The following is a 25,035-nucleotide window of genomic DNA, read 5'->3' on the forward strand; positions in this document are numbered from 1 at the left end:
ACAACTACATCGAAGACAGCAAGCTGAGTAACAGCAGCAACCGCCTCAGCGAAGCGCAGTTCGGCATCAACCACGGCCGGCGCATTGGCGGTGCCTTCGTCAACTTCGACCTGGGGCTGCAGGACGGCATCGGCGCCTTCGATGCCCAGCGCCAGAACGAGCGCGACAAATACGGCAATCGCCAGGCCAACGCGCGCTACCGCAAGTACACCGCCACTGCCAGCTACATGCAGCCGTTCAAGCTGTGGGACGAGTCCCTGGTGTTCAGCAGCCTGGTCACCGCCCAGCGCAGCGAGGATGTGCTGTTCAGCTCGCAACGCATGAGCCTGGGCAGCCAGTCCTCGATCCGAGGCTACAAGGACCAGAGCCTGAATGGCGACAGCGGCTACTACTGGCGCAACGACCTGCGCTGGAGCCGCCCGGTGACCTGGAACTGGCTGCGGCCGGTGTTCGCCGAATATGGCACCGGCCTTGGCTACGACGTCGGGGCGATCCGTCACGACCGCTACAACGTCGAGCAGCACGGCCGGGTCTCCAGCGACTCCATCGAATTGTTTGCCCGCGGCAAGAATCTCGCCGCCAGCGTGACCTTTGCCCATTCCCTCGAGCGGCCGGATGCCCTGAGTGAACGCGAAGCACCGATCTACTTCCGTTTGGATCTCCTTCTCTGATTTCGTAGTTTTTATTGAGGCTTTCGACATGGACGTTCGACAACTCGCCTTCCTGGCCCACCAGCCCTCCGCCACTCTGCAAGCGCGAGACTCGTTCTGGGGCCTGTCAAAACGCGGCTTGGCGTTCATCCTGGCCAACGTGATGTTCTGGCAGCCGGTGGTGGCCATGGCCGACGGCATCGTGGTCAACGGTGGCGGCACCACCCTCGGCCAGGCCGGCAATGGCGTGCCCATCGTCAACATCGCCACGCCCAATGGCAGTGGCCTGTCGCACAACCAGTTCAGCGACTACAACGTTGGCCAGCAGGGCGTAATCCTCAACAACGCCACCAACCGTACCCAGCAAACCCAGCTCGGCGGGATCATCCTCGGCAACCCCAACCTGGGCGGTCGGGCGGCCAACATAATCCTCAACGAGGTCAACGGCGGCAGCCCCAGCCAGCTCAAGGGCTACACCGAGGTGGCCGGGCAGTCGGCCCATGTGATCGTTGCCAACCCCTATGGCGTGACCTGCAACGGCTGCGGCTTTATCAACACCCCGAAGGCCACCCTGACTACCGGCAAGCCGGTGATCGAGAATGGCCAGCTCCAGCGTTATCAGGTGGACCAGGGCAGCGTCGCCATCGAAGGTGCGGGGCTGAACGCGAACAATATCGACCAGTTCGAAATCATCACCCGCAGCGCCAGGATCAATGCCGAGATCCAGGCCAAGCACCTGGCGGTGATCGCAGGGGCCAACGATGTCGACGCCCAGACCCTCAAGGCCACGGCGCGGACAGCAAACCCGGCGGATGCGCCGCAGCTGGCCATCGATTCCTCGGCCCTGGGCGGCATGTACGCTGGGGCTATCAAGTTGGTGGGCACCGAAGCTGGGGTCGGGGTGAAACTCGACGGCAAGATGATTGCCAGCGGTGGTGATATCCAACTCGATGCCAATGGCCAGTTGCGCATGGCCGAGGCGAGCGCCGAGAAAGGCGCGGTGGCGATCAAGGCCCAAAGCCTCGACGCCCAGGGCGCGGTATTCGCCGGGACCGATCTCAAGGTGCAGACCCAGGGCGACCTGAACAACCACAGCACCCTGGCAGCGGCCAACAGCGTCAACCTCAGCAGCGGCGGGCAACTGAACAACCACGGGATCATCGAGGCCGGGGTCAACTTCGACAACAGCCGCAACCCCAATGGCGATGTCACGCTGAGCGCGAAGAGCCTCAACAACAGCGGCAAGAGCGTGGTGGCCAGCCGTGATCTGACGGTTACGGCCAAGCAGACCCTGAACAACCAGGGCGGCACCCTGAGCGGGCAACGCCAGGTGACGGTCAGCGCCGGGACCCTGGATAACCAGAACAAGGGCCGGGTGCTGAGCAGCGGTAGCACCGATCTCACGGCCAGCCAACTGATCAATGCTCAGGGTGGGCTGATCAACAGCAGCGCCAATCTCACAGCCCAGGTGGGCCAGTTGAACAACCAGGGTGGCGAGCTTTCCAGTCTCGGCAACCTGACCCTGCAAGTGGCCACCCTGGACAACGTGGCCGGTCTGGCATCCGCTGGCAAGCACCTGAGCCTGACTGCCACCGGCGCGATCAATAACCGTGGTGGCCAGCTCATCAGTTTGCAAACCCTGGACCTCAAGGCTGGGCAGGTAGACAACAGCAACGCTGGCCGCATCGCCAGCAACCAGGCACTGACGGCCAGCGTCACCGGCCTGGACCAGCGCAACGGCGGGCGCCTGACCAGTGTTACCGAGTTGGCTTTGGACCTGAACCAGGGCCATCTGAACAACCAGGGCGGCTTGATCAACGGGCCTCAACTGACGCTGAAAAACCTCGATAGCGTGGACAACCAGCGGGGCGAAATCTCCAGCGTCCAGGCTTTCACCTTGATGGCTCGAAGCCTGGAAAACAGCCACGGCAAACTGCTCGGCAACCAGGCCCTGACTCTGCGCCTGGATCAGGCGCTGAGCAATATCGGCGGCCTGATTTCCGCCAGAGGCCTGGATCTCGGCGCGGCAACCCTGGATAACCGCGACGGCATCGTTACTAGCCGCGGTGACTTGGCCTTGAGCCTGAGCGGCTTGGCGAACAACCATGGCGGCGAACTTTCCAGCTTCGGCGCCACCACGCTCAAGGGCGCGAGCCTGGACAACCGCGACGGTCAGGTCAGTGGTGACCAGGCGTTGCACATCGAGCTGAGCGCAGCACTGAACAACCAGAATGGTGTGCTGGGCTCCGGCAAGAACCTGCACCTCAAGGCCGCCAGTCTGGACAACAGTCACCAAGGCAGCCTGGTCAGCGATGACCGACTGACAGCCCGCATCGACGGGCTGCTGGATAACCAGCAGCAGGGCGAAATCAGCGCCAAGGGGGTGATCGATCTGCAAGCCGGTAGCGTGGACAACCGCAACGGCAGCCTGACCGGCAAGGACCTGTTGACCCTGCGCGCCGACTCCCTGGACAACCGCGCCGGCAAAGTGCGCGCAGACCAGGCGCTGCAACTCGAGGTCGGTCGGCTCGACAACCGTCAACAGGGCCTGCTCAGCGGCCTGGCGGCGCTCAACTTCAATGGCTCGCACCTGGATAATCGTGGCGGCTTGCTGAGCGCCGCAGGCCCCGTGCGCCTGGACGCCGCCAGCCTGGATAACAGTGGCGGGCGCATCTCCAGCAAGAGCGGCTTGATTGCCCAGGTGAGCCAACTGACTAACCAGCGCGGCGAGCTGGTGGCTCAAGGTGACCTGAACCTGGGCGGTGCCCAGTTGGATAACCGTGATGGCGGCCTGGTAGGCAGCACAAAAACGCTGACACTCGAGGTGGCCGACGTCGACAACCGCGGTGGGGAAATCTCCAGCGCCGAAGGACTGACCCTTCAGGGCACACGCCTGGACAACAGCGACAACGGCAAGATGCTTGCCGGTACCGACCTGGGCCTGAAGGTGGCGCAGGTCATCAACCAGAATCAAGGCCTGCTGTTTGGCAAAGGCAGGGTTGCGCTCACTGGCCAAAGCCTGGACAACCGTCAGGGCCGCCTGGTGGCCCAACAGGGGCTGGATATTCGCCTGGACAATGCCCTGAGCAACCAGCAGGGGCTGATCAGCAGCGAAGGCCTGTTGGCGGCCCAAGTCGGCAGCCTGGACAACCGCGGCGGTAAACTCTCCAGCGCCGCTGCCTTGACCCTGACCAGCGCTGGCGCGTTGCTCAACCGCAATGCTTCTATCACCACCGACGGTGAACTCAGTATCACCAGCCACAGCCTGGACAACAGCCAGGGTGGCTTGCTCAGCAGCAAGGGGGCGGCCCGGGTCAGCACCGGGGCTTTCGACAACACCCAGAGTGCGCGGCTGATCAGCGGCGATAGCCTCGATCTCAAAGCGGCCCAGGTCAACAATGGCCAGGGCAGCCGGATCGCCAGTGAAAAGGCCCTGACCGCCAGCGTCGACGGCCTCGACCAACAAGGTGGCGAGCTGTTCAGCAAGAGCGCCCTGACCCTGGATCTGAACCAGGGGCAGCTGACGAACCATAACGGCCTGATCAATGCGCCGCTGCTGGTGCTGAACAACCTGGCCGAGGTCAACAACCAGAGCGGTGAAATCTCCAGTGCCCAGGCTTTCACCCTGGCCGCTCGCAACCTGGACAACCGCAGCGGCAAGCTGATCAGTCAGCAGGGCCTGACTCTGCGTATCGATCAGGCGCTGAACAACCTCAAGGGTCTGGTTTCGGCCAGGACTCTGGATCTGCACAGCAATCGCCTGGACAACAGTGAGGGGCTGATCAGCAGCCTGGGTGCCCAGACCCTGCGTGTCGACGGCCAGTTGGCCAACCAGCAAGGCACAGTGACAGCTGATGAACAACTGAGCCTGACGGTGGGCGCCTTGGACAACAGCCAAGGGCAGATTTCCGGCAAGACCGATGTCCAGGCCAAGGTGGCTGTCTTGGACAACCAGGGCGGACAGCTCATTGCTGCCCAGCGCCTGGAGCTGGTCGCCGACAGCCTTGATAACCGCCAGGGCGGCCTGGTCGGCGCCAGCCAGGGGCTGCAGCTCAACGTTGCGGCGATCGATAACCGCGGCGGCGAACTGTCGAGCAAGAGCAATGTGAGCTTGGACGGCATGAGCCTGGATAACAGCGTCGGCGGCAAGGTATTGGCCGAAGGCCGCCTGGACGTTGGCGTGGCCCAGGTGATCAACCGTAGCAAAGGCCTGCTCTCGGGCAAGGCCGGCCTGACCCTCGTTGGCAACAGCCTGGACAACAACGGCGGAACGCTGTTGACCCAGCAAGACCTCAAGGCCCAGTTGCAGGGTAACCTGGATAACCGCCAGGGCCTGCTCAGCGCCGAAGGCAAGCTCGGGCTCAAGGGCGCAGAGCTGGACAACAGCGGCGGCAGTGTTTCCAGTGCCGGCGCCATGACCCTGGAGTACCGCGGCGCGCTGCTCAACCAGGGTGGGGAGGTCGTCACCGATGGCGCGCTGCTGCTCAACAGCGCCCGCCTGGATAACCGCAACCTGGGCAACATCAGCGCCAAGGCCGCCGCCAGTGTCCACACCGGGGCCTTGGACAACAGCCACCAAGGCCGACTGAGCAGTGGCGATAGCCTGAACCTCAGTAGCGCCCAATTGACCAACCAGGACGGCGGCCGGATCGCCAGCGATGGTGCCTTGACCGCCAGTGTCAGCGGCCTTGACCAGCAGGGCGGCCAACTGTTCAGCAACACCTCCCTGACCCTGGACCTCAACCAGGGGCAACTGAACAATCAACAGGGGCTGATCAACACCCCGCTGCTGATGCTCAAGAACCTCAAGGGCGTGAACAACCAGGGCGGTGAAATCTCCTCGGCCCAAGCCTTCGCCATGGTCGCTGAAAGCCTCGACAACAGCCGTGGCAAGGTCCTGAGCAATCAGGTCCTGACCCTGCGGATCGACCAGGCCTTGAGCAACCTCAAGGGCCTGATCGCGGCTTCGGCCCTCGACGTGCAGGCGACCAGCCTGGACAACACGGGCGGCACCCTGACCAGCCGCGCGGGCCTCGACTTGCAATTGACCGGAGCACTGAACAACAGCCAGCAAGGCCTGATCAGTGCCGTCAACACACTGAACATCGGCAGCAGCGCCGTGGATAACCAGGGCGGCTCGCTGCAGGGCGGCGCCATCGCCGTGGATCTGGGGAGCGCCACTGGCGACCTGAATAACAACGGTGGCTTGATCAGTACCGACGGCCCACTGACCATTGCTCACCTGCGTGACCTGAGTAACCGCGGCGGTGAAATCTCCAGCGGCCAGAGCCTGGACCTGGTGGCACGCGCCCTGGACAACAGCGCCGGCAAGCTGATCAGCAATCAGCAACTGCGCCTCAAGGCCCAGAGCCTGTTTAACCAGGGCGGCCTGGTCTCGGGCTGGCAAGGCCTGAGTACCAACCTGGGCAGCCTGGACAACCGCAACCTGGGTACGTTGTCCAGCCGCAGTGGTGGGGTCAATGTGCAGGTCAGCGGTGACCTGCTCAACAGCGGTGCCGGTGCTCTGGTCAGCCAGCAGGCACTGACCGTGGCCGCTGCCAACCTGGATAACAGCAGCGGCGGCATCCTCTCCAGTGCTGCTGAACAGACCCTCAGCGTCAGCGGCCTGCTGAACAACGCCCAAGGTGGCCTGATCGACAGCGGCGCGGCCTTGACCCTGCAAGCTATGACCCTGGGCAACGCCGCTGGCACGATCAGCGCGCAACAGCTCCTGGAGCTTCGCGCCGCGAGCCTGGACAACCGCGGCGGCAGCCTGGTGGGCAATGCCGCGCTGACCCTGAACCTGCTGGGCGCCCTGAACAATAGCAACGGCAAGCTGGCCAGTGGCGGCCCACTGCGCATCGAACATGCCACCGCGATTGACAACCAGGGCGGGCAGATCGCCAGCCAGGGCCTGCTGAACCTGTTGGCCGGTACCCTGGACAACCGTCAGCGCGGTACCGTCGCGGCCAACGAACAGCTCGACCTACAGCTCGACGGCGTCCTGAAAAACAGCGGCGACGGCCTGATCTACAGCCAGCGCGGCGACCTGCGAGTCCAGGCCGCCAGCCTCGTCAACGCTAACGGTACTTTGCAAAGTCAGGGCAACCTGAGCCTTACCACTGGCGATATCGACAACCAGAGCGGGCGTATCCTGGCCAAGAACGGCGACCTGAATATCGGCGCCGGCACCCTGGACAACCGTGGCGGCGTGCTCTCTAGCCTGCAAGGTGCGATGACCGCCGACCTTCGTGGCGTGCTGAAAAACGGCTATGACCTGAACAACAATCGCCAGGGCGGCGTGACCCAGGCCCAGCGCTTGAACCTCAAGGCCCTGGCCGGCATCGACAATTACGGTGGACGGATTTCCGCGCAAAGCGGCGACGCGCTGATCATCAGCGGCGACTTCGACAACCGTAACGGTGGTCTGTACGCCAAGGGCCTGGTCAAGGTCAGCGGCGGTAACTTCGATAACAGCGGTGACAACGACGGACAGATCGCTGGTCAGCGCATCGACCTCGACCTGAGCGGCGCCCTGAACAACCGCCTGGGCATTATCGAAAGCGACAGCACACTGGCGATCAAGGCTGCCAGCCTCGATAACCAGACTGGCCAACTGCGCGCCCTGGGCAGCAGCGGCAGCACCCGCTTCGAGATCGGCGGGCAGTTCGACAACCGCAACGGCACCCTGGAAAGCGCCAACAGTGACCTGAGCCTGGGGGTTGGCAACTTCCTCAACGGTGGCGGCAACCTGCTGCATGTGGGCCGTGGCACTTTCGACATTTCCACCGCCAATGTCACAGGCGCCGGTGGCAGTATCGTCACTCGTGGCGGTCTGGCCTTGAATGCCGACAGCTGGAACAACAGCAACGTGATCCAGGCCGGGCGCCTGACGATCAACGTCAATAATTTCAGCCAGACCGCCAGCGGCCAACTGCTGGCGACCGACAGCCTTACCGGCAGCGGTGGCAACTGGAGCAACGAGGGACTGATCGCCAGTGATGGCAGCCTGGGCCTGAGCCTGGGCGGTACCTACTCGGGCAATGGGCGTCTCAGCAGCCGCGGCACCTTGGCCCTCGGTGCGGCCCAGATCAACCTCAATGCCCCGTCCAGCATTGCCGGTGGCGGCGACACCCGCATCAACGTCGCCGGTCAGTTGAACAACGCCGGGCGCCTGACCTCTGGCGCCCAACTGAACCTGAGCGCTGGCGCTGTGAACAACCAGGGCACTCTCGGGGCGGCCCAGGGCCTGACCCTGACCACCGGCGCCCTGCTCAACGACCACGGGCTGGTGTTCAGTGGCGGTGACATGGGCCTGCGGGTCGATAGCCTGACCAACAGCTATGCCGATGTGTACAGCCTCGGCAACCTGACAGTCGACCGTGACGGCCAGGGCACTCTGGCCAGCCGTATCGTCAACAGCTCCGGTTCATTGCAGAGCGATGGCTCCATGAGCCTGGCGGCCAGCACCATTCAGAACGTGCGTGCGGTGCTGAAAACCGACAACCAGGGCATCTACACCGCGCGCATCGGCGAGATCGCCTGTATCAAGGGGGTCAACGCCGGAGACTGCAGCGGCAAGCGCAACCACGTCTGGGAAATCGTCCAGCGCGACAAGTTCGAGGTCACCGAAGCCAGTGCGGCGTCGAGCATCACCTCCGGTGCTCACCTGAATATCAAGGGTGGCGACCTGCTGAACCAGAGCAGCACCATCGCAGCGGCCGGCAATCTTGTAGCCTCGGTCAACAACCTGACTAACAGCGGTGTGGAGACCGGTGAAACCGAAACCACTCGGGTGTTCAGGACTCGGCGGACCAAGAATGCCGGCTCCTGGTCCAGCGCTGCCAGCGCCTTCACCAGCAAGTACTGGTTCCAGAGCGGCGGCTACACCCCCAACGACCTCGCTGGTTTGCAAGCGGCGATGAGCCGCTTTATCGGCACGACCGAAAAAGAGTATGCAAACCTCGGCTCGACGCGAAAGCTCTCCGGCGGTGACCAGAGTTACGCCGCAGTCATGCAGGCGGGCGGTGCGGTCAGCATCAACGCCCGCAATGGCATCGATAACAGCGTGGTGCGCCCGGGCTTCACTTACGTCGGCAGCGGTGCGCGCACCAATACCGATGCGGCGGGCACGGCCTTCGCCACCCGCGTCACCCTCAACCAGCAATTGCCGCCGAACCTGGCCCAGCAACAGGTCAACCCGCTGGCGCTGCCCGGCTTCAGCCTGCCCAGCGGGCAGAACGGCCTGTTCCGCCTCAGCGGCCAGGGCGCGAGCACGCCTGCGGCCAGTGGTCCACAGAGCTGGACCATGGGCGGCGCCACCTTGAGCACCGCGCAACGTCAACAAGGGCTGCCCGCGGTTCAGGCGCGAGACATCAACATCGCTGACGCCGCCCAGATCGCGGCCCGTTCGGCGGACTTGAGCACCGCCAACCGCACGGCGGCGCAAGTCGGCACCGATGCCAGCGCGATCAATGCGACCCTGCCCGGTGCCGGTGCTGTTTCGGGCCCGGCATTGCCCGGGCCTTCGGTGGTGAGTGACGGCATCAGCCAGACCGCGGCCCTCAACGCCCAGGCGCCGGCGCCGATCAGCATCGACCGGGTCACCGGCCTGCCGGACAGCAGCGTGCGCAGCAATCCGCACAAGTACCTGATCGAAACCAACCCGGTGCTCACCGACCTCAAGCAATTCATGAGCTCGGACTACCTGCTGTCCAACCTGGGCTACAACCCGGACGACAGCGCCAAGCGCCTGGGAGACGGTTTTTACGAGCAGAAACTGATCCAGCAAGCCGTGCAGGCCCGTACCGGCCAGCGCTACATCAATGGGCAGGACAGCGACGAGAAACTGTTCAAGTACCTGATGGACAACGCCATCCAGAGTCGGCAACAGCTCAACCTGGCGGTGGGCGTGAGCCTGACCTCGGAGCAGGTGGCGGCCCTGACCCACGACATCGTCTGGCTGGAAAACGCCGAAGTGAACGGCGAACAAGTGCTGGTGCCAGTGCTCTACTTGGCCCAGGCCAAGGGCCGCCTGGCGCCTAACGGCGCCTTGATCGCCGGTAACGACGTCAACCTGATTGCCGGGCAAGACCTGAACAACGTCGGCACCCTGCGCGCCACCAACAACCTCTCGGCCCAGGCCGGGCAGAACCTGGTCAACAGCGGCCTGGTGGAAGCCGGCAACCGCCTCGACCTGCTGGCCGGCAACAACCTGGTGAACAAGGCCGGTGGGATCATCGCCGGGCGTGATGTGACCCTCACCGCAACCCGTGGCGACGTGATCAACGAGCGCACCCTGACCAGCCACCAAAGCAGCAATGGCAGCTACGCCCAGCAGCGCGACTTCGTCGACAACGTCGCCCGGGTGGAAGCGGCCAACAACCTGCTTATCAAGGCCGGGCGCGACGTGAACAACAACGGCGGCGTGCTCACAAGCGGTGCCGACACCAGCCTCAAGGCCGGGCGCGACGTCAACCTGACCTCGGTGGAACAGGTGGTCAGCAATGACCGTGGCGTGCGCAACAACGACCTCAGCGTGACCCAGAGCGGCTCCAGCCTGCAGGCCGGCCGCGACCTGGCCATCAGCGCCGGACGCGACATCAATGTGATTGCCAGCCAGATCGAGGCCAAGCGCGATGTGGCGATGACCGCCACGGACAACCTCAACCTGTCCTCGGCGGCCAACGAGCAGCATTCGTATAGCAAGAGCAAGAAGGTCACCAGCCAGGAGGATCATGTTCAGCAGGTGGCTACCACCGTGGTCGCTGGCGGCAATGTGGCGCTCAAGGCCGGTGCGGATCTTGCGCTGACGGCCAGCCGGGTGACGGCGGGGGATGAGGCTTATCTCTATGCGGGCGGTGATGTGAACCTGAGCGCTGGGCAAAACAGCGACTACAGCTATTACCGCAAGACCAAGACCAGCAGCTCCGGGCTGTCCAGCAGCCAGAAAACGCGGATCGACAGCAGCAGCTCCACCACCCAGCAGGGCTCCTCCGTCAGTGGTGATACGGTGGCCATCCGCGCCGGGCAGGATATTGGCGCGACCGCCAGCGATATTGTCTCCACCCACTCCACGAGCCTGGTCGCGGGGCGCAATATCGAGATCGACAGCGCGACCGAAACCAGCGAAGAAAGCCATTCGACATCGAAGAAAAAGTCCGGCCTGTTGAGCAGTGGCGGGATTGGTTTCACCCTGGGTTCCACCAGCGCCAAGAACACCTCTTCCAGCACCACCGAAAACGCCAGGGCCAGCACCATTGGCAGTGTGCTCGGCAACGTCGATATCCAGGCCGGCAAGGACCTGACCCTGAAAGGTTCCGACGTCATTGCGGGCAAGGACATCAGCCTCGTCGGGCAAAACGTCAGCATCCTCGCGGCGGAAAATCACAACAGGAGCGAGCAAACCTCCAAGACCAAGACCAGCGGCCTGACCCTGGCCCTATCCGGAACCGTCGGCAGTGCCGTCGATGCTGCGTACCAGACCACCAAGCAAGCCAAGGAGGAGGACGATAGCCGCCTCTCTGCCCTGCAAGGCATCAAGGCTGGCCTGACCGGTGTTCAGGCCTGGCAAGCGGCCCAACAGGGCGGCGGGATGAACGGCGATAACATCGGCCAGTTCGTCGGTATCAGCATTTCTCTGGGCTCACAGAAGTCCAGTTCCAAGCAGACTCAGGAGCAGACGGTTAATCAGGGCAGTAGCCTGACCAGCGGCAACAACCTCTCCATCGTGGCTGCCGGCAGTGGTACCGCTGGGGCGGATGGCGATATCCGCGTGCAAGGCAGCCAACTCAAGGCGGGCAATAACGTACTGCTCGCCGCTGAGCGTGACATCCACCTTGAAGCCGCGGCCAACCGGCAAAAGCTTGATGGCAAGAACAGTAGCGGCGGCGGCGCAATTGGCGTCAGCCTGGGTGTGGGCCCCAACGGCGCCGGCCTTAGTATCTTCGCCAATGGCAACAAGGGCGTCGGCAAGGAAAAGGGCACCGGTACCACCTGGACCGAGACCACCCTGGACGCCGGTAACCAAGCGAGCCTGATCAGTGGGCGGGACGCCGCGCTCAGAGGCGCGCAGGTCAATGCGGACAAGATCACGGCCAAAGTCGGGCGCGACCTCACGCTGCAAAGCCTGCAGGACACCGACGACTACAAGTCCAAGCAGAGCAATGTCAGCGGCGGTGCCAGCTTCACGTTCGGCACGATGACGGGTAGCGCTTCGGTCAGCGTCAGCCAGAGCAAGATCGACTCCAAATACCAAAGCGTGCAAGAGCAAACCGGGTTGTTCGCCGGCAAGGGCGGCTATCAGGTTGAAGTGGGCAAGCACACCCAGCTTGATGGCAGCGTCATCGCCAGCACCGCAGAAGCCGACAAAAACCGCCTGAGCACCGGCACCCTGGGCTGGAGCGATCTCAAGAACGAGGCCGAATACAAAAGCCAGATGCAGAGCGCCAGCGTCAGCAGTGGCAATGGCGGTGCCGATGGCTTCACCAGCAACATGCCCAGCGGCATGTTGATCGCCTACAACCACGGCGGCAGCGCCAGCGGCACCACCTCATCGGCAATCTCCAACGGCACCTTGGACATCCGTGACCCAGGCCAGCAGAAGCAGGATGTTGCCACCCTGAGCCGCGACGTCGAACACGCCAACGGCAGCATCAGCCCGATCTTCGACAAGGAGAAGGAGCAGAAGCGCCTGCGGGAGGTGCAGCTTATCGGCGAGATTGGCACCCAAGTGACGGACATTGTTCGGACCGACGGGCAGTTGAAGGCCGATAAAGCAGCCAGCGATGAACTTGAAAAGAAAGGTATCTATCGACCAGGAAACAATGCCAGCAAAGAGGATGTTGATAACTACCAGAAGCAGCTGATTGCCACTGACGCGTACCAACAAGTCATGGGCAAGTACGGTACGGGTGGTGACTATCAGCGTGCCGCTCAAGCGGTGACTGCTGCCTTGCAAGGCTTGGCGGGTGGTGACATTGGCTCGGCTCTGGCCGGCGCCTCGGCGCCCTACCTGGCGAACATCATCAAGCGCACAGCAGGTGATAACGACGCTGCTCGGATCATGGCGCAAGCGGTACTGGGGGCAGTAGTTGCACAGGTTCAAGGCAACTCGGCTGCTGCCGGCGCGGCGGGTGCCGCCACCGGTGAGCTGATTGCGGCGCAGTTGTATCCGAATCGAAGTCGCGATCAACTGACCGAAGCAGAGAAGCAGACGATCTCGGCGCTCTCGTCATTGGCTGCAGGGTTTGTGGGCGGTGCTGTCGGCGGTGATTTTGCCGGGGCAGTGACTGGCGCCCAATCGGGCAGAAATGCCACAGAGAACAACGAACTGGGCAGTCGCCTGCTAGCAGAAAAGAAGTACAACGACTTTTCCAAGCAGAGCTGTGATGGGCTTCCAGCGGATGTGTGCCGCTCGAACTACAGTCAGAAGCTGATGGCCGAGGGCGGTAATCTTGTCGTAGGTGGCTTGGCGGTTGTGGGAGGCGTCGGCGCCGCAGTAACGCTTGGTCCTGAAATTCTGGCTGCCTGTGTATTCAACCCCGCTCTTTGCACCGAGCTTAGTTTGGTTGGGGCTGAGCTGCCCTTTGGCGCAGCGACGGCTGGTGGTGCGGCGTTGGGTGTGGGCGGGTTTGGTAGTGTTGCGGCTAAGGAGATGGCGGCTGCAGCTGAAGCGGCTGCGGCTGCGCGACATGCTCAGGCTGCAAAGGAGGCTACGGAGACTACAAAGGATACGATTTCTGTATATCGTAAAATGTCTACAGTTGAAGCTGAGGCAACGCTGAGTACGGGAAAATTACAGCCTTCAATTCCTGGAGCAAACTCTAGCAAGTATCTTTCCGAGTCAATTGAGAAAGTAGGGGAGTTTCAGAATAATGGGGTAAAAGATATGGCGCAAACCACCTTGGAATTTATGCTTGATAGATCGGCATATAATTTATTAATGCGCTCTGCAGTTAATCAGGCTGGGTCGAAAGGTGTCGATGCAATAAAGATTAATTTTGAGGGGATTGACCCACTTACAAACTTCAGGAATATAGGGGTTCCGCCTAGTCAGATTGAGTTGTTTAACGATATTATTAAAAGTATTAGACCGGCTGGTAGATGATTATGGATAAGCATGAAGGTAAGGCGGTGAGAGACGCCGTAGTAAAACTACTCTCGCTCGGTAAGATGGATGAGGGTGTTGAGTTGTTTAAAAAGAAATCGAAAGAGATTTCTGAGGTTGTTCGTCTTGAGTGTTCAGGGGATATAAGTTTTTATCGCCGGGATTTTGTTGAGGCTGCTAAGTTTTACGAAGCCGCAATATCGTTGTCGCCTGATCACGTGATACCTCGTTATTACTATATAGCAGGCGTCCAAAATGAAAGGGCTGGAAACTTTGTTGATGCATTTAAATATTATCAGGCAGCAATTGACTTCGATCCTGGTTTTGTTGATGCCTATGTAGAGTTAGGTGCTTTGTTAGTAAAGGTTGGAGACTATGAAGGAGCTTTACAATGTTATGAGGATGCGCTGCGATTGGAGGAAAAAGAGCTAGTGAATTACGTCAATTTGAGAGCGGTTTTGATCAAATTGAGTGAGGCTAATCCTGGGCGATATGAAGAAAAACTCAGGGCTGCTAATTTGGGCTACGAGAAAATTATGCGTGAAGGAGGTTCGCGGTCACTACCAGATGGGCGGAGTTGGTAAGCACACATAAGATTTATGGATATGAGGTTATGTGCTTTGTCCAGCTGTGAATTTTGAATAAGATTGTGTGTTGTTTTGCTAAATTTGCGAGTTGCATATATAAAATATTTACTCCTGATAAGCCATAATTAAGAAGTTCGATTCTATGTTGTGTGAACGATGTGGAGAGGGGCTGGAAATTCTCAGTGAGAATGGCACTCAAGGGCTAAGATGCCCTGAGTGCGGTTGGTCTGTAGTGACGAAAAACATTTCAGGTATTAAGGTTGATGAAACAAAATATGAGGTTAGGTGTGGTGGTGACTATAAGAATAAAGATCACATAAAAGCAGTGTCTGAGGTGATGGGCTGTAATTTTATAATGTCTAGAGAGATTCTAAAGAAAGATCTCTCTCTAGTGTTTGTCGGACAAGCTGTGGACGTGTTACGAGTTAAGGGTGTTCTTGTTTCTGTTGGGGTTTATTTTGCTGTTAGTCCTCAGTTTAAATGGGGTTGATTAAGTACTGGTTAGGTTTTGATTTTAGTTTGGGTCTTCGGCGAGTATTTGATTTCGCTTTATGATGGCTTTGGTTTGTTGGTCAAGACCCTTCTTCAAGCACTTACCCCCCCCCCCCCGTTATGCAGTGAGCGAGTTTTCCTTTGAGGGTGTTTTGACTCCTACGGGTGATCCATTTGAGATGGCGCAGGCCTATGCTTGCACGGGCAAGCAGGGTCGCTTGCCCAGCAATGAGGTTATTGAGATGCAGGGCTATGCCAACGAAGAGTTAGACCAGATTGAGAGGTTGTATGACATTCGTATCAGCGGCCAGCTAAAGTCATTCCTGCTTGAAATGGGACGAAGTGATGGCGGATTGATCGGAGACTCATTCATCCAGCTTTATCGCCCTTCTTGGCGAGTACGGGCGCATTTACTCTTTCAAGTCGACTTCTTTAATCAGATGCAAGAAACCGGGCACTATGAGTTCCTGAACAAGCCCTTTGTCTTGGCCTGGATTTCAGAGACTCAATACTATTTTGTTCAGACTTCGCTCGCTGATGATGCGATTTATCATTACGACTCAAACGTAGAGTGTGTTGTAAAAACCGAGTGGGACCTGTGTGGTTTCTTGAGAATGCTGGCACATGAAAACGACGGCGATACCAAAGCGGTTGTTGGCGATCTGTTGGCGATTTGAGCCGGGAGAGGGCACAGAGAACAAGGGGTGTGTACCTGTGCTGCGCCTTGGGTGCTGGTGGGGCATCTGATCAACGAGTTTGATCAGCCTACGGCTGGATACTCCCGCTCCTGGGGAAGCAGGCTGTAAGCCTTTTCCAGATCCCCTTCCTCAATCAGTCGATGAATCGAGTGCGCCAGGGGCGTGACATCAGTAATGCGCTTGATCCACTGGTTCACATACAACGCCACGGCCTCCTTGCTCAGGCCGATCTGGATCGCGCGGTGTTCCTGTGGCCGCAAGTACAGATCGCGCTCGGGGTCCCACTGGATCCGTACCGGCGACTGGTCTTTCAACTGCAACCATTCTTCCTTGCTCACGGACTCGTCGGCATGGCTCAGGCAGCCGTTGGCCAGGGCCCATTCGAAGCCTTCGCGGCTGATGTCGATGGCCAGGATGCGCGCTTGTCCGGCGTCCTTAAAACCCCAGCCGGCGCGGTACATCATCCAAAGGAAGGACGGCTTTATCCAGGTCATGCGCTCCATCTTGAAGGGTGGGGAAACGAAGGTGCCGTGGGCCAGGGCGGCGTCGGCAATGCTGTCGGAATAGGCCTGGTAGACGCGGATGGTGTCGGCGTCGTAGAGCGCGCGGATCTGGCGCTGGGGGATTTCTGTTGCGGGTTTATGCATGGCATTTCCTTATGAAGAATGGGCGGCCGGGAAGCCGCCCTGGGGTGTTTAGAGTTCGGCCTGCGGTTGCAGGCGCCGTGATGTTACATCCAGCAGATCACAGCCATCGCGCAGCAGGATGCTGCACACCAGGGTCAGTTCCTGCAGTACCACCGGTTCGCTGCGCAGGGTCTCGGCGGCGAAGTTCTCCAGCAGTTGGGTCGCGGCGCGGATGCGAAAGGCTGCGGCGTCGTGCAGTACATCGATGGGCGCCTGGGTGTCGATCAGCAGGGAAGGAATCAGGCAGTCGTGGCCGGTTATCGGCATGTAGCGGTTCATTGGCACACCTCGTTTGATTGGTAGAAAGCTACCGTTCAATCGTCGCCAAACGAATGGGTGGCAGCTGTACGCAGGTTGGCGAGCCGGAAACGAGTAACCGGCAGACCCGAAGGTCTCCCGCGCACAGCTACCATGAAGCAGCGTTGCGGGTGCAAAAGAGCCTGCAAACAAGCAAACAGCTTTCGCATTCGTTATTCCGGTCGCCAAACCAGGTCGCCATTTGGGCGACGGCCGGACTATAAGCCGCTGACTTCCTGCGGTGCAAGGCAAGCGTGATGGCGTCTTTTCCGAGAGCGCTGTAGGGCTCTTCCTGCACCGCACCGATCCCTTATCGACTGTATTTCCAGGTGTTTATCCAAGGCGATTTTAGCTACCGGTCGGCTAGCCTGTATGTACATTTGTAAATACGGAATTGCTCATGTACGTTGAATGGGACGAGGCCAAGAACCACGCCAACATCCTCAAGCACGGCATCGATTTCAACGATGCGGTGCTGATGTTCCAGCGCCCGGTCCTGTCCTTGCGCGATGAGCGCCTGGACTGTGGCGAGGAGCGCTGGGTCAGCCTCGGCTGGATCAGGACCCTGGTGGGCGTGGTGGTCCATACCGAGCGGCGGGGTCATGCGGTGCGCATCATCTCGGCGCGAAAAGCCACTAAGCGGGAGGCCAAATATTATGTCCAACGGATCGAAAACTGATTGGGATCGCCTGGCGAAAACCGATGACCAGGGCATCGATACCTCGGATATCCCCGAGCTGGATGACGATTTCTTTCGCCGGGCCGAGGTGCACCTGCCAGGCAAGAAAGCCGTGACTATCCGCCTGGATGCCGATGTGCTGGAGTGGTTCAAGGGGCAGGGCGCAGGTTACCAGACGCGGATCAACCAGCTACTGCGCCAGTACATGCAGGCTCACCAAGGCTGAAGGCTTGCTGCGCACGCTTCAAGGAAACGGGCGACGGTGCAGTTGCCCGTTTTCATTTAGAGGGCCATTTGCGTCAGCAGCCAGACCCAGCAGATTGCTCCCATCGCACAGCAGGCGTCAGGGTCGTTTCATGGAACCCACCCGTCCTGCATTTGGCTGAAGACCGGCCTTGATGAACCTCACAAACCGCTACCCGTTATCAACTGCGTGAAAAACCGTTCTTTCCCATTTACAAGCACCCCTGTCCTCAAGCTCAATCAGCCCCCCTGAACCCTTCGAACCGTCATGCTCGTGCGTGCAGGCTATAGTCTTCAGGCCTCCAATGACCTCATCCGCAAAAAGGTGCTTTCGTATGTCTCGCTTTGCCTCCCGCAATACTTGGCTGGCCGCTGGTGCCGTGCTGCTGTGCCTGCAGTTTCCGGTGCAGGCCCAGGAGCGTTTCACCTTGAACATCCCCGGGGTGTCGGATGACCGGCTGTTCACCACCGGCAATGCCAGTGATGCCAAGGGCTGCGGCGGGCACAACAATTCCCCGGCCTTGAGCTGGACCGCAGGCCCCGCCGGGACCTTGAGCTACGCCATCGTCATGCACGATCCGGACGGCGCCAAAGGCCAGGGTGTGGACCATTGGGTGCATTACGGTATCAAGCCCACCACCCGGCAGATCCCGGCCGGTGCCGGCACCAAGCCGAACCTGGAAGGCCTGGCCGGCATCAACAGCCGCAACAGCACCACTTATATGGGGCCGTGCCCGCCGATTGGCGACAGTGCGCACCACTACATCATCCAGATCTTCGCCCTGGACCTGGCCCCCGAAGTGCTGCCCGCCGGGCTGACCCGGGCCCAGTTGCTGGAAAAGATCAATGGCCATGTGTTGCGCAATAGCAGCGTGGTGCGCCGCTACTCCCGTTAAAAAAATATTTCAGGGGGCTTAACCCGAACCGCCAAGGCGTTTCGTCTGAAGGAGGGAATGGATCATTTTTCCCGAGGTCAGCCCCCCATGTCCCTTCCTCTGCATTTCCTTCGCCCGGCCGCCCAGGGTTTTGCCACTGGCTTGCTGTTGGCCGTTGCCGGCTGTGGTGTGTCGTCAAAACCCGAACCCGCCGCTGGCGCCTCGGCCCAGGGCGCACTGCAGGCCTCGCCGCCGGTGCACTACGAGGTGACGCGTGTAGATGCTGCAATGCTCAAGCGCAGTGTGCACACCGTCGCGCTGTCTGCGCCCATGCCTGCTCGGGATTCAATGCTGGCCGGCTACCGTGACGAGCCTCGGGAGCAGTACCAGAAGCTGCCGGACAATTCGATCCACAGTGTCGCCGAGGCGCCGGTGTCGACCTTCAGTGCCGACGTCGATACCGGCGCTTATGCCAACGTCCGCCGCTTGCTCAACCAGGGCAGCCTGCCGCCGGAAGGCGCGGTACGCCTGGAAGAACTGGTCAACTATTTTTCCTACGATTACGCCCTGCCCAGTGACGGTTCGCCCTTCGGTGTGACCACTGAACTGGCACCGTCACCGTGGAATCCCCATACCCGTTTGCTGCGCATCGGCATCAAGGCTTCGGACCGTGCAGTAGCGGACCTGGCTCCAGCCAACCTGGTATTCCTGGTGGACGTATCGGGTTCCATGGACCGTCGCGAAGGCCTGCCCCTGGTGAAGAGCACCCTCAAGCTGTTGGTGGACCAATTGCGCGATCAGGACCGAGTCTCGCTGGTGGTCTACGCCGGTGACTCGCGGGTGGTACTGCAACCCACCTCCGGTCGCGACAAGGCGAAGATCCGCAGCGCTATCGACCAACTCACGGCAGGCGGTTCCACTGCCGGCGCCTCGGGCATTCAGCTGGCCTACCAGATGGCCCAGCAGGGCTTCATCGACAAGGGCATCAATCGCATCCTGCTGGCCACCGACGGTGACTTCAACGTCGGCACCAGCGACTTTGACAGCCTCAAGCAAATGGTTGCCGAGAAGCGTAAAAGTGGCGTGTCCCTGACCACCCTGGGTTTTGGTGTGGATAACTACAACGAACATCTGATGGAGCAATTGGCGGACGCTGGCGACGGCAACTACGCCTATATCGACAACCTGCGTGAAGCGCGCAAGGTGCTGGTGGACCAACTCAGCTCGACCCTGGCGGTGGTGGCCAAGGACGTGAAGCTGCAAGTGGAGTTCAACCCGGCCCAGGTCAGTGAATATCGCCTGCTGGGTTATGAGAACCGTGCACTAAAGCGTGAAGACTTCAGCAATGACAAGGTCGACGCCGGCGAGATTGGTGCTGGGCATACGGTCACTGCGTTGTATGAAATTGTCCCCGCGGGCGAGAAGGGTTGGCTGGAGCCGCTGCGTTTTGGCCAGGCCAAGGCTGCCGAACCGAGCGCCAGGAATGGCGAACTGGCGATGCTGCGGCTGCGTTACAAAGCGCCCGAGGGCGGCAGCAGTCGCCTGATCGAGCGACCAATCACGGCGCAACAGCCGGCTAAACTGGCCGAGGCCAGCACCGACCTGCGCTTTGCCGCCGCGGTGGCTGCGTTCTCTCAGCAACTCAAGGACGGCCGCTACACCGGCAACTTCAGCCTGGCCGATACCGCCAAGCTGGCGCGCGGTGCCAGGGGTGAAGATCCCTATGGCCTGCGAGGCGAGTTCGTGCAGCTGGTGGAGCTGGCGCAAAGTCTGCAAACTCAGGCGCCAAATGCCCAGACTGCGACTCAACCCGTGGACATGAGCCAAGTGCAGAGCCGTTTTGAATAGACCCATGACGAGCAGTGAACAGGAGCTCTTCAGCCCGATGTCTGCTGCCCCACTGTCCAGCACCGCCAGCAGCGATGAAGCGTTGCTGGCGCGTTATCGCGCCGGAGAGCCCGCGGCCTTCGAGGTGCTGTACCAGCGCCATCGTCAGGGTCTCTACGGGTTTCTGGTGCGCTTGTGCGGCCAGCCTGAAGTGGCGGAAGAGGTCTACCAGGAAACCTGGATGAGCCTGATCCGCAGCAGCAGTCAGCCTCGGGGACGAGCCAGCTTTCGCACGTGGCTGTACCAGATTGCGCGCAATCGCTTGATCGACCACTGGCGCAAGCACGGTATGCGCAACCCGCTGCACGATAGCTACGACGAACAGCTGCATGGTGAAGTGGACCAGGCTGCCGGTCCCGAGCAGCAACTGAGCCTGAGCCGCGATCAGCAGCGCATTGAAGCGGCGTTGCTGGACCTGCCCGCCGACCAGCGCGAAGTGTTCCTGCTGCGAGCTAACGGCGAGTTGGAGTTGCCGCAGATTGCCAGCCTGACTCAGGCCCCGCTGGAAACCGTGAAGAGCCGTTTCCGTTATGCGTTGAAAAAATTGCGTCGGCTCCTGGCCGAGGAGGTACTCACATGACTGACGCCCGACAGACACCCTCCCCTGAAGAGCAGTTGCTTGCTCACGTCCGCGAACACAGTCGCGTCGAACCGCCGGCCCATCTCGATGCCTTGATCCTGGCGACTGCGCGCCGTGAAGCACCTGCGCCCAGGCCTGGTCTTTGGCAGCGCTGGCTACTGGCCTGCCAGCGACCGCGTTATCAGTTGGCCTTCGCCAGCCTGTTTGGCGTAGCGCTGGTCATCGGCGTGCTGCAACACTCGCCGGAACAGTATCCGCAACAGGCTTTTTCCCCGGCTCCCGGCAAACCCATGGCCCGCCAGGCGCCACCACGTTCCGCCGAGTTGGCGGGGGCCTTGAGCGCCCCAGCGCCTGTTGCTCCAGCCGCACCTGCAGCAGGTTTTGCCATGGCGCCGCCCATGGACATGCTCAGTGACCAAGCGCCATCCGAGGCGATCAAGTTCCGGGCAGAGACGTCCAGGCTGGCCAAGCGCGTCTCGGCCAAGGCGTCGGTAACCGAGAACCTGGATGAGCAACTTGAGGAAGTACTGCGCCTATGGCAACAAGACAAGACCCAGGAGGCGGATGAGCTGCTGGTTCGCCTGCACCAGACTTATCCACAGGAGGATCTGGGCAAGCGCCTGGAAGCCATGCGTCGTCCATAACGCGCAGGGGTTGGCTGTCGTTGCAGAAAACGCGCACTATCAGGCCAGTTTCCAGAAAGTGAGAGGCCGGTCATGGCACCCCGCATCGACCGTATTGCTGCAATGTTGAACTGCCCGATCAAGGGCGCTGATATCCGTCAGGCCATCAAGGAGAGTCGCAAGGACTCAGAGGACTCAGAGGAGTTGGAGGACGATTCAGAGGATTCAGAGGATTCAGAGGACGACAGTGAGGAGCAAGAGGCCCTGTGACCGTCTGCGACGGCCAGGCTTGATTGCCGCTCACTTCGATGGCTTGAGTGTGTTCCGGTGAAGTCGGGTTTGGGTCTGTGCCCGGTATCTGCTAGCCTTCTGCCGAGAATGGCTAAGCGCCATTACGTGTTCCGATAAAAATTCGTTCTACATCAAGCGCTAATAGAGCGACAGCCTCTATGCGAGCCTGCGCACGAGCAAAAATTGCCGAGCGTTAACCCGGCTGTCGCTGGAGCGGATAACTTCAGGCGGGATCAAGCGGATAACAGGTTAAGTCGTCTTGGGTCTTGCCGATAAACAGACGGGACATGGGGTCGGTAGATAACGATGGATTCCATACTCGGGGTGAGCATGGGAGCAAGTGCATACCGTTGAATGTTCGGCATTGACAGAACTGGTTTGAAAGGGAAAAGGAGCAATTATGGGAATGGTGTTTTGTCGTGGGTGTGCCAAGCAAATACATGAAAGCGCACTGACTTGCCCTGGGTGTGGAGCTGCTCAGGCGGTGGTCGCGCTGGCGGCACAGCCCGACTCGCGAGGTTCGCCCTGGGTGGCGATTGTTTCATTGGTGCTGGGTATTGCCAGTGCACTGATGTTGTTTGATGACTCCGAGTGGGGTCATGAGGAGATATTGGGATTGGGCATCTTCTCCTTCGCGGGCCTTGTGTCGGGCATCATCAGCATCAACAAGAAAAAGCCGGGCAATGGTATGGCGATTACGGGTGTTGTGCTTTCCGCGATCGCGCTAATGGTGTCTTTGGGTTTATCGCTAGATTAGTGAATTACAAAAGGAGAAGTAAATGAATATGGTTTTTTGCCGTGGTTGTGCAAAAGAAATTCATAGCTCGGCATTGTCGTGTCCACAATGTGGTGCTCAGCAGGCGATTCAAAATATCGCACCCAGTACGCCTGCTGTGACGGGCAACTGGTATGTCGAAGTACTCAAAAAATATGCAGTGTTCACGGGGCGTGCTCGCAGAAAAGAATACTGGATGTTTTTTCTGATCAACTTTCTGATTGCTTTGGGGATTGGCTTTATCGAAGGCTTTTTTGGGGGCAAGGGTTTGCTCTCGAATCTGTATAGCCTTGCAGTGTTCTTGCCGAGTCTGGCTGTGGCGGTACGCCGGATGCATGATACTGATCACAGCGGGTGGTGGATTTTGCTGCCGTTCGTCAACTTGTACTTCCTGGTCAAAGACGGTCAGCCGGGTGACAACCGCTTTGGTCCCAACCCTAAAGCGATTGCTTGAATTTAGTCTTCCAGGACTGTTGAAGGGGTGGCCACATTGGCCACCCTTTTTTGTTCAAGAGGTGTCGGATCCGGTAAATCGCTTTGGAAATCAGCGATAAACGGCACTCTATCCGCCACCACCTAATCGGTTTGGCTCAGGTTGCAGGTGCCGAGGATTCATAATCCCGGCGGCCGCTACGTTCAGGCGTAGGGCGAGGCAGGCAGGTCGGTGAATTCGGCGCCAGCGCCGTCCGCGGCCATGCGCCGCGCTCGCTCCGGTAGCAGCCGGACATGGTTTTCCACCTGCCAGCGATACCAGCTCAGACGCGCGACGATCCGCCGCCGACAACGCTGCGGCAACTGCGCTAGCAGGTCGGTGCTATCAGGGGCCCAGCGGGTTCGGGTGGAGTAGTAGCCGAACAGGTTTTCCCGCAGGCCGAAGCAATCCTCGAAGGTTTCCTCGACGCTGTAAACATAGAGCTCGAAGCTGGCGCTCAACTGTTGCTCGCCGTCCGCGTGGTCTCGCAGGTAAGCGAAGATCCCCGGCCAGTTGATGCAGAACAGATGTTCATCCCAATCGCCATCCCGGGTCAGATACTGGCCCTGGCCGCGAAAGAACTGGGGAATTTCCTGACGTTCCAGGGCCTCTTCAAAGTTGCTTTTCATGATTGGTTTTCCGCTCGTGAACCTTGCACATCCGTAATGCTGACAGACAGCGCCACACACTCGATGACGCAGTCGAAACCGATTTCCAGGCGCAGGTAATAACCAGGGTTAAAGCGGGTCAACTGGGTACGCATGTGCCCGTCGAAACGCGTGCCGCTGAGCGCCAGTTCACTGATGCCCCGGACGTGCAGTTCGAAATTGCAGTGGGTCAGGGCCTGGCTGACCGGCCAGGTGGAGGGCAGGGCCTGGCGCGGCAGTTCGCCAGCCAAGCGCACACTCAACTGTTCGTCTTGAAACTGCGGTCCGGGAGTTTCCAGGTCATGGGGCGTCGCGGCCAGCCCGAATACGGCTTTCCAGGCTTCGCAGTTGTCGATGCTGAACAGCCAGTCGCAGGAGCCGCGATCACGCGCCGGGATTGCCCGGCACTGCGCCAACGATGGCAACTGGGCCCGGAGCAGATCGTCGTGCCAGCGTTCTCGGGCCGCCAGTAGCAGCTGTTGAAAGAAGCCCCGGCTATCGTCGATAAACGCAGGCCAACCTGCGGGCCACTGATCGTCTTGGTAGTCGTCTTCAATGGGTTCCCAGACGTCTTCGAAGTCGAAGTCCGGGTCGTCCAGGGCTGCTTGCAGCACCTCCACCAGCCGTTGCCGATGACGGAAATTCTCCCGAGCATTGCGGCGTGCCAGGCAGTAGTGGCGGATCAGGTATTCACGGTCATTAAGGTCGTTGGGGTCGTAGCGGCTCAGCTCGGCGTCCAGGGCCGGGGGCATGTCATAGCCGATGAAACAGCCGATCCAGCAACGCAGGTCTGGCTGGTACGGCTGATTGAGCAAGGGATGGTGCAGCATCGAGACCTCCTGTCCGGGGCCGTGAATGTAGCAAGTTGCGCCCCGCCAGGACAGCCCCGGCCGGCGAGGTACAGGCGCGGCGCAGAGCCTCAGAAGTCGGCGATGAGCTGCACCCCGCCCACCACCGCTGAATCGGTCTGGGTCAGCCCGCCTGGGTATTTCACGTATTGCAGGTGAGGCCGCACCATCAGCCATTTGGTCGCCTGGTAGCCGTAGTTGATCTCGACGCTGTACTCGCGTTTCTGCTCCGGCAAGTAGAGCGCATTATCCATGGAGCTCACGCTTTCGCCCCGCTCGACGTGGCCTCGCCCTGCGACGTGATCGAATGCACCTCGGTGTTCGCCATGTTGCAGCTGGTGCAAATCACCGACGCGATCCTGATGCTCACCGATACTGTGGTTCGTGATCACGTGCACACCGGCTTGCTCGCGGCGCTGGGCCTGGAGATCGAAGAGCAATTGAGCCCGTTCGGGGTGATGCTGAGGAAGGATGAGCCGCAGAGCCGCGAGCTGGAGATTTTCTTGAAGATGTTGCGCGAGAGGGCATAGCGCCGAGAATGAAAGCTTTGGTTACTAAGTGGTTTTGCATGTCGGCGGTGACGCTGCTTTAAACGAT

20 protein-coding genes are annotated in these 25,035 nt (G+C 60.2%); 15 read left to right on the forward strand and 5 right to left on the reverse strand.

Annotated features, from left to right (window positions below; translation table 11 throughout):
• The 5 genes from GV819_RS04515 to GV819_RS04535 form a co-directional block, all read left to right on the forward strand.
• On the forward strand, positions 1 to 671 hold a 671-nt coding region (locus tag GV819_RS04515), incomplete at its 5' end, for a ShlB/FhaC/HecB family hemolysin secretion/activation protein (protein ID WP_161753911.1).
• Between the two features lie 28 nt (positions 672 to 699).
• Positions 700 to 13,758, forward strand: a complete 13,059-nt coding sequence (locus tag GV819_RS04520) for a hemagglutinin repeat-containing protein (RefSeq protein WP_161753913.1) — start codon at positions 700 to 702, stop codon at positions 13,756 to 13,758.
• 2 nt (positions 13,759 to 13,760) lie between these two features.
• Positions 13,761 to 14,342: a tetratricopeptide repeat protein gene (locus GV819_RS04525; protein WP_161753915.1), complete on the forward strand. Its 582-nt coding sequence runs from the start codon at positions 13,761 to 13,763 to the stop codon at positions 14,340 to 14,342.
• Between the two features lie 235 nt (positions 14,343 to 14,577).
• Positions 14,578 to 14,835, forward strand: coding sequence for a hypothetical protein (locus tag GV819_RS04530; RefSeq protein ID WP_161753917.1), 258 nt, complete (start codon positions 14,578 to 14,580; stop codon positions 14,833 to 14,835).
• A 127-nt stretch (positions 14,836 to 14,962) separates the two neighbouring features.
• The gene (locus GV819_RS04535) at positions 14,963 to 15,514 is read left to right on the forward strand and encodes an SMI1/KNR4 family protein (protein WP_218579747.1); all 552 of its coding nucleotides are present in this window, start codon (positions 14,963 to 14,965) and stop codon (positions 15,512 to 15,514) included.
• A gap of 83 nt (positions 15,515 to 15,597) precedes the next feature.
• Here the strand turns inward: GV819_RS04535 and GV819_RS04540 are convergent, their stop codons facing one another.
• Positions 15,598 to 16,182, reverse strand: a complete 585-nt coding sequence (locus GV819_RS04540; RefSeq protein ID WP_161753919.1) for a DUF4291 domain-containing protein — start codon at positions 16,180 to 16,182, stop codon at positions 15,598 to 15,600.
• Between the two features lie 48 nt (positions 16,183 to 16,230).
• The gene (locus GV819_RS04545) at positions 16,231 to 16,500 is read right to left on the reverse strand and encodes a hypothetical protein (protein ID WP_161753921.1); all 270 of its coding nucleotides are present in this window, start codon (positions 16,498 to 16,500) and stop codon (positions 16,231 to 16,233) included.
• Between the two features lie 418 nt (positions 16,501 to 16,918).
• Between GV819_RS04545 and GV819_RS04550 the strand changes: the two genes are divergently transcribed.
• The 9 genes from GV819_RS04550 to GV819_RS04585 all read left to right on the forward strand — a co-directional run bounded on the left by GV819_RS04550 (position 16,919) and on the right by GV819_RS04585 (position 22,925).
• Positions 16,919 to 17,197: a BrnT family toxin gene (locus GV819_RS04550; RefSeq protein ID WP_161753923.1), complete on the forward strand. Its 279-nt coding sequence runs from the start codon at positions 16,919 to 16,921 to the stop codon at positions 17,195 to 17,197.
• Positions 17,175 to 17,423 (forward strand): BrnA antitoxin family protein, encoded by a 249-nt coding sequence (locus tag GV819_RS04555; protein WP_161753925.1) that lies wholly within the window; start codon positions 17,175 to 17,177, stop codon positions 17,421 to 17,423. The genes GV819_RS04550 and GV819_RS04555 overlap by 23 nt, the downstream gene beginning before the upstream one ends.
• 352 nt (positions 17,424 to 17,775) lie before the next feature.
• Positions 17,776 to 18,336, forward strand: coding sequence for a YbhB/YbcL family Raf kinase inhibitor-like protein (locus GV819_RS04560; protein ID WP_161753927.1), 561 nt, complete (start codon positions 17,776 to 17,778; stop codon positions 18,334 to 18,336).
• Positions 18,337 to 18,423: 87 nt separating this feature from the next.
• Positions 18,424 to 20,163 (forward strand): vWA domain-containing protein, encoded by a 1,740-nt coding sequence (locus GV819_RS04565; RefSeq protein WP_161753929.1) that lies wholly within the window; start codon positions 18,424 to 18,426, stop codon positions 20,161 to 20,163.
• 37 nt (positions 20,164 to 20,200) lie between these two features.
• A complete protein-coding gene (locus GV819_RS04570) occupies positions 20,201 to 20,782 on the forward strand; it encodes an RNA polymerase sigma factor (protein WP_161753930.1) in 582 nt (193 codons plus the stop codon).
• Entirely contained in the window at positions 20,779 to 21,426 is a 648-nt protein-coding gene (locus tag GV819_RS04575; RefSeq protein ID WP_161753932.1) for a hypothetical protein, read from the forward strand. Before GV819_RS04570 ends, GV819_RS04575 begins: the two co-directional genes overlap by 4 nt.
• A gap of 72 nt (positions 21,427 to 21,498) precedes the next feature.
• Positions 21,499 to 21,675 carry a hypothetical protein gene (locus tag GV819_RS32915; protein WP_178124652.1) on the forward strand — a complete coding sequence of 59 codons (177 nt, stop codon included), beginning with the start codon at positions 21,499 to 21,501 and terminating at the stop codon, positions 21,673 to 21,675.
• A 421-nt stretch (positions 21,676 to 22,096) separates the two neighbouring features.
• A complete protein-coding gene (locus GV819_RS04580) occupies positions 22,097 to 22,453 on the forward strand; it encodes a DUF4190 domain-containing protein (RefSeq protein WP_161753934.1) in 357 nt (118 codons plus the stop codon).
• A gap of 28 nt (positions 22,454 to 22,481) precedes the next feature.
• Positions 22,482 to 22,925: a DUF805 domain-containing protein gene (locus GV819_RS04585; RefSeq protein ID WP_161754613.1), complete on the forward strand. Its 444-nt coding sequence runs from the start codon at positions 22,482 to 22,484 to the stop codon at positions 22,923 to 22,925.
• Positions 22,926 to 23,107: 182 nt separating this feature from the next.
• On the opposite strand, the gene GV819_RS04590 is transcribed toward GV819_RS04585, so the two are convergent.
• From GV819_RS04590 to GV819_RS04600, 3 genes are all read right to left on the reverse strand, one after another.
• Complete coding sequence (locus GV819_RS04590; RefSeq protein WP_161753936.1) at positions 23,108 to 23,572, reverse strand: hypothetical protein; 465 nt, start codon at positions 23,570 to 23,572, stop codon at positions 23,108 to 23,110.
• Positions 23,569 to 24,420, reverse strand: coding sequence for a hypothetical protein (locus GV819_RS04595; protein WP_161753938.1), 852 nt, complete (start codon positions 24,418 to 24,420; stop codon positions 23,569 to 23,571). The genes GV819_RS04590 and GV819_RS04595 overlap by 4 nt, the downstream gene beginning before the upstream one ends.
• Positions 24,421 to 24,509: 89 nt before the next feature.
• Positions 24,510 to 24,692: a carbohydrate porin gene (locus GV819_RS04600; protein ID WP_161753940.1), complete on the reverse strand. Its 183-nt coding sequence runs from the start codon at positions 24,690 to 24,692 to the stop codon at positions 24,510 to 24,512.
• Between the two features lie 27 nt (positions 24,693 to 24,719).
• On the opposite strand from GV819_RS04600, the gene GV819_RS04605 reads away from it, so the two are divergent.
• Positions 24,720 to 24,968 carry a LysR substrate-binding domain-containing protein gene (locus GV819_RS04605; protein WP_368668870.1) on the forward strand — a complete coding sequence of 83 codons (249 nt, stop codon included), beginning with the start codon at positions 24,720 to 24,722 and terminating at the stop codon, positions 24,966 to 24,968.
• Positions 24,969 to 25,035: the final 67 nt, after the last annotated feature.

The organism is Pseudomonas sp. Fl5BN2 (assembly GCF_009908205.1).
Taxonomy (GTDB): Bacteria; Pseudomonadota; Gammaproteobacteria; order Pseudomonadales; family Pseudomonadaceae; genus Aquipseudomonas.

Bases quoted from the DNA above. Each gene is read 5' to 3' on its own strand.
- GV819_RS04540 (WP_161753919.1), bottom strand. From the start codon at position 16,182: ATGCATAAACCCGCAACAGAAATCCCCCAGCGCCAGATCCGCGCGCTC.
- GV819_RS04555 (WP_161753925.1), top strand. From the start codon at position 17,175: ATGTCCAACGGATCGAAAACTGATTGGGATCGCCTGGCGAAAACCGAT.
- GV819_RS04550 (WP_161753923.1), top strand. From the start codon at position 16,919: ATGTACGTTGAATGGGACGAGGCCAAGAACCACGCCAACATCCTCAAG.
- GV819_RS04570 (WP_161753930.1), top strand. From the start codon at position 20,201: ATGTCTGCTGCCCCACTGTCCAGCACCGCCAGCAGCGATGAAGCGTTG.
- GV819_RS04560 (WP_161753927.1), top strand. From the start codon at position 17,776: ATGTCTCGCTTTGCCTCCCGCAATACTTGGCTGGCCGCTGGTGCCGTG.
- GV819_RS04585 (WP_161754613.1), top strand. From the start codon at position 22,482: ATGGTTTTTTGCCGTGGTTGTGCAAAAGAAATTCATAGCTCGGCATTG.
- GV819_RS04590 (WP_161753936.1), bottom strand. From the start codon at position 23,572: ATGAAAAGCAACTTTGAAGAGGCCCTGGAACGTCAGGAAATTCCCCAG.
- GV819_RS04595 (WP_161753938.1), bottom strand. From the start codon at position 24,420: ATGCTGCACCATCCCTTGCTCAATCAGCCGTACCAGCCAGACCTGCGT.
- GV819_RS32915 (WP_178124652.1), top strand. From the start codon at position 21,499: ATGGCACCCCGCATCGACCGTATTGCTGCAATGTTGAACTGCCCGATC.
- GV819_RS04545 (WP_161753921.1), bottom strand. From the start codon at position 16,500: ATGAACCGCTACATGCCGATAACCGGCCACGACTGCCTGATTCCTTCC.
- GV819_RS04580 (WP_161753934.1), top strand. From the start codon at position 22,097: ATGGGAATGGTGTTTTGTCGTGGGTGTGCCAAGCAAATACATGAAAGC.
- GV819_RS04600 (WP_161753940.1), bottom strand. From the start codon at position 24,692: ATGGATAATGCGCTCTACTTGCCGGAGCAGAAACGCGAGTACAGCGTC.
- GV819_RS04525 (WP_161753915.1), top strand. From the start codon at position 13,761: ATGGATAAGCATGAAGGTAAGGCGGTGAGAGACGCCGTAGTAAAACTA.
- GV819_RS04565 (WP_161753929.1), top strand. From the start codon at position 18,424: ATGTCCCTTCCTCTGCATTTCCTTCGCCCGGCCGCCCAGGGTTTTGCC.
- GV819_RS04520 (WP_161753913.1), top strand. From the start codon at position 700: ATGGACGTTCGACAACTCGCCTTCCTGGCCCACCAGCCCTCCGCCACT.
- GV819_RS04575 (WP_161753932.1), top strand. From the start codon at position 20,779: ATGACTGACGCCCGACAGACACCCTCCCCTGAAGAGCAGTTGCTTGCT.